Here is an 8,423-nt window from a genome sequence, read left to right as displayed (position 1 = left end):
TGGGGGCGTTGATGGCGGCGCGTTCGGCTCCGGCGCGGGCGTTGGCGTTTTTGTTGTGGATGTCGGGCAGGTAGAGGCGGCGGCCGAACAGGGTTTCGACGAAGCCTTGCGCGGCGGCTTGTTCTTTGGTGCGCTGCATGTATTCGGCGACGCCGGGATAGCGGGCGAAGTAGCGGTCGATAAAGTTTTTAGCGGAGATGTTGTCGATGCCCAATGATTTGGCGAGGCCGTATTGGCCCATGCCGTAAATGAGGCCGAAGTTGATGGTTTTGGCGTAGCGGCGTTGTTCGGACGAGACGTTTTCGGGGGCGATGCCGAATACTTCGGCGGCGGTGCGGCGGTGTACGTCTTCGCCGTTTTGGAACGCGGCGATGAGGGTTTTGTCGCCGGAGAGGTGCGCCATGATGCGTAGCTCGATTTGGGAATAGTCGGCGGAAACGATGACGCTGCCTTGCGGTGCGGTGAAGGCGCGGCGCACGCGGCGGCCTTCGGCGGTGCGGATGGGGATGTTTTGCAGGTTGGGGTTGTTGCTCGCGAGGCGGCCGGTAATGGCGACGGCTTGGGCGTAGGTGGTATGCACGCGGCCGTCTTTGGGGGAAATCATTTCGGGCAGTTTGTCGGTGTAGGTGGATTTGAGTTTCGCCAGGCTGCGGTTTTGCAGGATGATTTTGGGCAGGGGGTAGTCGGGCGCGAGCTGTTCGAGCACGGCTTCATTGGTGGAAATGCCGCCTTTGGCGGTTTTTTTCAGGCCTTTGGTGGGGATGCCCATTTTGTCGAACAGGATTTCTTGCAGCTGTTTGGGCGAGTTGAGGTTGAACGGCTGGCCTGCGGCGGCGTATGCTTCTTGTTCGAGCTTCATCAGCTCTGCGCCGAGTTCCGCGCTTTGGCGGGCGAGTTCGGCGCGGTCGATTTGCACGCCGTTGCGTTCCATTTCAAACAATACTTGCGCGACAGGCAGCTCCATTTTTTCATACATTTCAAGCTGTTTGGCGTCCATTTGCGCGCGCAGGTGCGCTTCGAGGCGCAGGGCAAAATCTGCGTCTTGGGCGGCGTATTCAGTTGCCTGTCCGATGGCAACGTCAGCAAAACTGATTTGCTTTGCGCCTTTGCCACACAACGATTCGTAGGTAATGGTTTCCAAGCCGAGCCAGCGTTCGGACAACTCGTCCAAGCCGTGTCCGAGATGGCTCTCAATGATGTAGGAAGCGAGCATGGAATCGCCGGCAATGCCGTTCAGGGCTATGCCGTAGTTGGCGAAAACGTGTTGGTCGTATTTGAGGTTTTGCCCGATTTTTTTCAGGGCAGGATTTTCCAAATGCGGTTTCAGACGGCCTAATACGTCTTGCAAATCAAGCTGTTCGGGCGCGGCAGTAAGGCTGTGTCCTACGGGGATGTAAACCGCTTCGCCTGCTTGGAACGCGATGCTGATGCCGACCAGCGCGGCATTCATCGCGTCTAATGACGTGGTTTCCGTATCGATGCCGATTTTGTCCGCCTGCGCCAGTTTGTCCAACAAGGCGGCAAACTGCGCTTCGGTGGTAATGGCTTGATAATCCAGTTTTTCGGGAGCTGGGGCAAGTTCGGGTTGTTTTTCAGGCTGTGTTTCCATCGCCAATGCGGCCTGTTCGCCAATATGCTCGCTGCCGAACAAATCTGTATTTTGTGCTTCGTGCATACGGCTTTCCGCCTCTTTCAGCCAAGTACGGAAACCCCAGCGTTTGAAATCGACAACCAGCTGCGACCATTTCGGCGAAGTGCGGCGCAGGCTTTCGAGGCCGTCTGAAAGCTCGGTATGCAAGTCCACATCGGTTTTAATCGTTACCAAATCATACGACAGCGGCAGTTGTTCCAAAGCGGCTTGCAGGTTTTCGCCCACCTTGCCTTTGACTTCGCCAGCGTGTTCCATCACACCAGCCAGCGAGCCATAGGCTTCTAGCCACTTCACCGCGGTTTTCGGGCCGCACTTTTCCACGCCCGGCACGTTGTCCACCTTATCGCCCATCAGTGCAAGATAATCGCGGATTTGGTCGGGGCGCACGCCGAATTTCTCCTTCACGCCTTCAATGTCCAGCGTTTCGCCGCTCATCGTGTTCACCAGCGTCACGCGCTCGTTCACCAACTGCGCCATGTCCTTATCGCCGGTAGATACCACTACGCTCCACCCTGCTTCGCTAGCCATCTTAGCCAAAGTGCCGATAACGTCGTCCGCTTCCACTTGCGGAATCACCAACACCGGCCAGCCCATCAGGCGCACCAAATCCGGCAAGGCTTCCGCCTGCGGGCGCAAATCATCCGGCATCGGCGGACGCGTCGCCTTATAGTCGGGGAACATCTCGTGGCGGAAATTCTTACCCTTCGCATCAAACACCACCGCGCAATAGTCATGCACATAATCTGCCCGCAGCCGGCGCAGCATGTTCAACACTCCATACATCGCCCCAGTCGGCGCACCGTCGGGCGCGGACAAATTCTGCCCCATAGCATGATAGGCGCGGTAAAGATAAGAAGAGCCGTCAACGAGAAGGAGTGTGGGTTTGTTGGACATGGGGAACCTGCTGTGTGTATGAAAATAATGTACGGATTATAAAGGAAAAGGCCGTCTGAAAACCGAAAATCAAGTTTCAGACGGCCTGATGTTTACATAAATATACGGTTTCTGGTATTGCGCCTCAGAATCCCATCTTGTATATTTGTATTCAAATGAATACAAACCAAATCAAAAGAATATGAATGCAACGAACCGTATCCCAATTAGTGTGCGCATCACTCAGGAAGATGCTGATTTTATTGCTGAACTAAAAATCGAAGGTGCAAATACGCCGTCTGAAAAAATCCGCGAATTGCTCAAGCTGGCACGCTTGGCGCATACGCAGACACGCGATTACGGCTCTGCACTGACGGCGCAGGAGCAGTTTTTCCAAGCAGCAAAACACGAAATCTTGCACGCTGAAAAACAGGCCGGAGTGCATTCGCATATCGTGGCGAGGTTGTTTGAACAACTGCCCGACTTGGGCGCAACACTCGCCGCCGACCTGCCCGAAGAAGCTGACCTCGACGATTTGAAAAAATACGAGCGCGAACTGATGTGGCGCATCGTCCGCCTCACCGACAGCATCCTGCAACTCGCCGTAACCGGCAAAGGCGCGGCATACGACGACAGCGTTCTGCAACAGCTTGAAAACACTTTGAAACTGGCGAAGATTGTACAACAGGCAAATGAAGTTTAAGACTGCTGCCATACCAAATGAAACAAACACATTTTAGTGAAAGGAAAATCCAAATGAGCGAAACCCTATCCCGCCGAGTAGGTCGTCTGGTAAGCGGCGGTTTTCATGCCCTAATTGATGCGGCGGAAAACCTTGCACCTGAAGCGGTCATGAACGAAAGCATCCGCGAAATTGAGCGCGCAGTAGATGAAGTGCGCGCTGAGTTGGGCAAAGTGTTGGCGCAGAAACATCTTGCCGCCAAGAAAATGGCCGATGAAAGCAACCGCCACGAGGCCATTGATGCCAATCTGCAAGCCGCCGTAGATGCCGGTCGCGATGATCTTGCCGAAGCGGGTATCGCCGAGCAGATGGACATCGAAGCGCGTCTGCCCATCTTAGAAAACACCATTGCCGACTGTGCTGCACAAGAAAAAGAGCTTGAAGGCTTTATCGCCGCCCTGCAGGCGAAAAAACGCGAGATGCAGCAGCAGTTGCAAGACTGGCGTGCCGCACAGCAAAGCATGGGCACAGGCAAAACAGCCGGTGGTAACGGCAGCGACCTCAACCGCATTGCCCGTGATGCCGAAAAAAGCGGCAATGCCTTCGACCGTGTGATGGGTCGCCAAAACTCGGTACACAGCAGCACCGATGCGGCGCAGTTGGCCAAGCTGAAAGAACTGGAAGACTTAAGCCGCAACAACCGCATTGCCGAAAGATTGGCGGCATTGAAAGCGAAATCATAAGCCATATTGAGAAAATCGCAGTTTCAGACGGCCTCTATCTTCACGGAGCCGTCTGAAAAAAGAAAACCATACACACCTCAATAACAAAAAGATGACGGATTGGGAAAAATCCTGTCAGTTACGACAAATTAATAAAAACCCATATCCAATCTGCTTAACTTTAAAATAAAATATATGCTGTCTGAAAATTAAAAAGAATAAGGAAATGCAATATGTGGAATCTAATCAACGCCCCCGAAACTGAAATCTTCGGCATTGCCATTGCGCTGATGGTTTTGCTCGGTGTGTTGGAAGTCATTTCCATGCTGGCAGGCGGTATCAGCGACTGGTTGGACAACCTGTTGCCAGACAGCCTGACCGAAACTGCACACGCCGAGGTAGGATTGGATGTGGCGGATGCAGGCATATTCGTGCGTTTCCTGAGCTGGCTGTATGTCGGACGTATCCCGGTATTGATGTTGATGGTGGTGTTTCTTGCCGTATACGGACTGACGGGTTATCTGTTTCAGACGGCCTTTGCCACTGTATTCGGCAGTTATCTGAATGGCACGCTGGCAGCAGTCATCGTTTGGTTTCTTTCCCTGCCCTTGGTGCGCGTAACAGCTAGCAGTTTGTACAAAATTATGCCGAAAGATGAAACCACGGCCGTTTCTCAGGAAAGTTTAATCGGGCGCGTCGGCACGGTGGTGTTGGGCGAAGCTCGGCTAGGCAATGCGGCGCAGGCGCGCGTAAAAGATGCTTACGGCCAACAGCATTATGTGATGGTAGAGCCTGACTCTGAAGATGTATTGAAACAAGGCGATGCGGTATTGCTGGTGTCGTTGGATGGAAATACATTTAAAGCGATTTTGAATCCGAGCGGCAGCTTGGTAGATTAAGGCCGTCTGAAACCGCTGATTTATCGATACGGTAAAAATAGATACTTTACCGCCCTATCCTCACCATCTAGAAATCCGAAATAACAATATAGAAAAACAACCACTCTATTATTTCAACCCATATTTTTAACCCTTTCAGACGGCTTCCTTCCCTCAAAGCTTTCTGAATCCACCGCCCCCAAAGGCATATTAACAAGAAGAAAGGAAAAACCATGAATTTGGTCTCCATCGGCACTATCGCCGGCGTCATACTCGTCGCGCTGTTTGTACTCGGCCTCATCCTGACCCGTCTGTATCGCCGTGCCAGCAAAGAAGTCTCATTTGTCCGCACCGGTTTTGGTGGCGAAAAAGTCATCATGAACGGCGGTGCGATGGTGCTGCCTGTATTGCACGAAATCATCCCCGTCAACATGAATACACTGCGCCTTGAAGTGCGCCGCGCAGCCCAACAAGCGCTGATTACCCGCGACCGGATGCGCGTTGACGTGATGGCGGAATTTTACGTCCGCGTTAAACCCAGCGCCGAGAGCATTGCGACCGCCGCACAAACACTGGGTATGAAAACCATGTCTCCCGATGAGTTGAAAGACCTCGTCGAAGGTAAATTTGTTGACGCCCTACGCGCCGTTGCCGCCGAAATGGCGATGGAAGAACTGCATGAAAAACGTGTTGATTTCGTTCAGAAAGTACAACAAGTCGTGAGTGAAGACTTGTTCAAAAACGGTCTCGAACTCGAAACCGTTTCCCTGACCGGCCTCGACCAAACCAGCTTCGAATTTTTCAACCCGCAAAACGCCTTTGACGCGGAAGGTTTGACCAAACTGACCGAAACCATCGAAGGCCGCCGCAAAAAACGTAACGAAATCGAACAAGACACCGATTTGGCAATCAAAACCAAAAACCTCGAAGCCGAGCAGCAACGCCTGAAAATCTCGCGCGAAGAAGAATACGCCAAACTCGAACAAGAGCGTGAGATTGCCGTCCGCCGTGCCGAACAAGAGGCCAGCATTGCCGAACAAGAATCTCAGAAAAAACGTGAAGCGGAAGAAGCCAAAATTGCGGCTGAACGCGAAGTGGATTTGAAACGCATTGCCGCCGAACGCGACATTAAAAACGAAGACATTAGAAAAGCCCAAGCCGTTGAGCAGGCCGAGGTTGAACGCCGCAAAGCCATCGAATTGGCCGAGCAAGACCGCGCCATCGCCGTTGCCGAAAAATCGCGTGCTGAATCCGAAGCCAAAGCCGAAGCCGACAAAGCCCGCGCCGCCGCCGTTCGCGAAGAAGAGAGCGTGATTACCGTACGCGAAACCGAACGCGCCGAGCGTGCCAAAGCGGTTGAATTGATTGCCGCAGAAGAAGCCGCGCAAAAAGATGCGATTTCGCTCACTGTTGCTGCCGAAGCCGAAAAACAAGCCGCACAAGACCGCGCAGAAGCCGTGCGTATTGCCGCCGAAGCCGAAGCCGAAAAACACCGCCTGCAAGCCAAAGGTGAGGCAGATGCCAAAATTCTGTTGGCGCAAGCGCAAGAGCAACAATACAAGGTTGATGCAGAAGGTACCCGCGCTGTAAACGAGGCTGCCAACGTCCTGAGCGTTGAACAGGTTGAAATGCAAGTCCGCCTTGCCCTCTTAAAACACCTGCCGGACATCATCCGCGAATCCGTCCGCCCGATGGAAAAAATCGAAGACATCAAAATCTTGCAAGTCAATGGTCTGGGTGGCTTTGCCGGTGGTGCAAACGGTGCGGAAGGTGTTTCAGACGGCCAAACCACACAAGCCAGCCTTGCCGATCAAATGGTCAACAGCGCCCTGCGCTACCGCAGCCAAGCTCCGTTGGTTGACGGTCTATTGAAAGAGTTGGGACTGAATGGTGGCGACATCAACGGTCTGACCCAAGGACTGGATAAAACCATCGACCAATCATAAATGAATACCGTAATAATGGTTTAAAGGCCGTCTGAAAAGTTTCAGACGGCCTTTTGTTTATACAAGGGCTTCCGCAAATTCTAATATTTTCAATACTGATCAATTCAGATCTGTTGCGGTTGCAATAAATTAGGAATTATCCACCCTGCTTTTTGTGGTTAAAAAAGATTGAGTAGGCTATTCTTAGCCAAATAACAAGACTAACTGCTTTGAAAATGATCCGCCAACAATTGAGTCATAAAAACCGGTTCTACCGTTCCGATTTCAAGTTTGCCATCTACTCATCTATCGACATTTCAATACCAAGCTGCTTATCTTCAGGCAAATAAAAAAGCACAACATTTCGTTGTGCTTTTTCTTGATGAACCCACATTACTTGTTTTTTTGCGAACGAAGGTAATCCAAAGTTTTCAGCTGGGCAATGGCTGCTGCCAATGCTTTGTGCGCTTCGGCCAGAGATTTATCATCTTTGGCTGCAGAAACACCTGCCTCGGCTGCTTTTTTAGCTGCTTCAGCACGCGCCTGATCCATTTCGGTACTGCGGACGGCAACGTCTGCCAATACGGTAATCTTATCAGGCTGTACTTCTAAAACGCCACCGGAAACGGCAACCAGCACTTCTTCAGCTTCACCCGGAACAGTCAAACGCAATGCGCCGGGGCGTACCAAACTCATAATCGGCTCGTGTCGTGGATAAATACCAAGCTCACCTTGAACGGTCGGAACCACCACAAAGCTGGCTTCGCCCGAATAGATGTTTTGCTCGCTACTGACCACTTCAACTTGCATGACGCTCATGCCGACCTCCTTAGTTTAAGGTTTTCGCTTTCTCAACTGCTTCTTCGATGCCGCCTACCATGTAGAACGCTTGTTCAGGCAGATGGTCGTATTCGCCGTTCAAGATGGCTTTAAAGCCGGCAATGGTATCGCGCAGGGCGACATATTTGCCTGGAGAACCTGTAAACACTTCTGCAACGTGGAACGGTTGAGACAGGAAGCGTTGAATTTTACGGGCACGCATCACAGTCAGTTTGTCTTCGTCAGACAATTCGTCCATACCCAGAATGGCAATAATGTCGCGCAATTCTTTGTATTTTTGCAGAGTAGACTGTACACCGCGCGCTACGTCGTAATGCTCTTGACCCAATACCATCGGATCCAATTGGCGCGAAGTAGAGTCAAGCGGGTCAACTGCCGGGTAAATACCCAAAGATGCAATGTCACGGCTCAATACGACGGTCGCGTCCAAGTGGGCGAAAGTTGTCGCTGGAGACGGGTCAGTCAAGTCATCCGCAGGTACATATACGGCTTGGATGGAAGTGATGGAACCTGTTTGGGTAGAGGTAATACGCTCTTGCAAACGACCCATTTCTTCAGCCAATGTCGGTTGGTAACCCACTGCAGAAGGCATACGGCCCAACAGTGCAGATACTTCGGTACCGGCCAGAGTGTAACGGTAGATGTTGTCGACGAAGAACAATACGTCGCGACCTTTACCGTTTTCGTCTTTTTCGTCACGGAAGTATTCGGCCATAGTCAAACCGGTCAAAGCAACGCGCAGACGGTTGCCTGGAGGTTCGTTCATTTGGCCATACACCATGGCTACTTTATCCAATACGTTGGAATCTTTCATCTCGTGGTAGAAGTCGTTACCTTCACGGGTACGTTCAC

At 52.0% G+C, this 8,423-nt stretch carries 7 protein-coding genes; 4 read left to right on the top strand and 3 right to left on the bottom strand.

The genetic code is table 11. The features are described from left to right. Positions 1-2,545 (bottom strand): DNA polymerase I (gene polA, locus ACTHUE_RS07700; protein WP_440423222.1); only part of this gene is annotated, 2,545 nt, incomplete at its 3' end. A gap of 181 nt (positions 2,546-2,726) precedes the next feature. Here polA and ACTHUE_RS07695 point away from each other — a divergent pair. The 4 genes from ACTHUE_RS07695 to ACTHUE_RS07680 all read left to right on the top strand — a co-directional run bounded on the left by ACTHUE_RS07695 (position 2,727) and on the right by ACTHUE_RS07680 (position 6,752). Continuing rightward, on the top strand, positions 2,727-3,227 hold the full coding sequence (locus ACTHUE_RS07695; protein WP_049331682.1) for a hypothetical protein: 501 nt from the start codon (positions 2,727-2,729) through the stop codon (positions 3,225-3,227). Positions 3,228-3,280: 53 nt separating this feature from the next. After that, on the top strand, positions 3,281-3,949 hold the full coding sequence (locus ACTHUE_RS07690) for a PspA/IM30 family protein (protein ID WP_063076784.1): 669 nt from the start codon (positions 3,281-3,283) through the stop codon (positions 3,947-3,949). Between the two features lie 212 nt (positions 3,950-4,161). Beyond that, positions 4,162-4,827: a YqiJ family protein gene (locus ACTHUE_RS07685; protein ID WP_440361221.1), complete on the top strand. Its 666-nt coding sequence runs from the start codon at positions 4,162-4,164 to the stop codon at positions 4,825-4,827. A 212-nt stretch (positions 4,828-5,039) separates the two neighbouring features. Then, entirely contained in the window at positions 5,040-6,752 is a 1,713-nt protein-coding gene (locus ACTHUE_RS07680; RefSeq protein WP_004519001.1) for a flotillin family protein, read from the top strand. 372 nt (positions 6,753-7,124) lie between these two features. Here the strand turns inward: ACTHUE_RS07680 and ACTHUE_RS07675 are convergent, their stop codons facing one another. After that, positions 7,125-7,550 (bottom strand): F0F1 ATP synthase subunit epsilon, encoded by a 426-nt coding sequence (locus tag ACTHUE_RS07675; RefSeq protein WP_004519002.1) that lies wholly within the window; start codon positions 7,548-7,550, stop codon positions 7,125-7,127. A 10-nt stretch (positions 7,551-7,560) separates the two neighbouring features. After that, positions 7,561-8,423 (bottom strand): F0F1 ATP synthase subunit beta (atpD, locus tag ACTHUE_RS07670; protein ID WP_440423220.1); only part of this gene is annotated, 863 nt, incomplete at its 5' end.

The organism is Neisseria sp. P0021.S005, assembly GCF_051956955.1.
The sequence above is the reverse complement of the archived record's forward strand: the minus strand, read 5'-3'. Positions and strand labels throughout refer to the sequence as shown.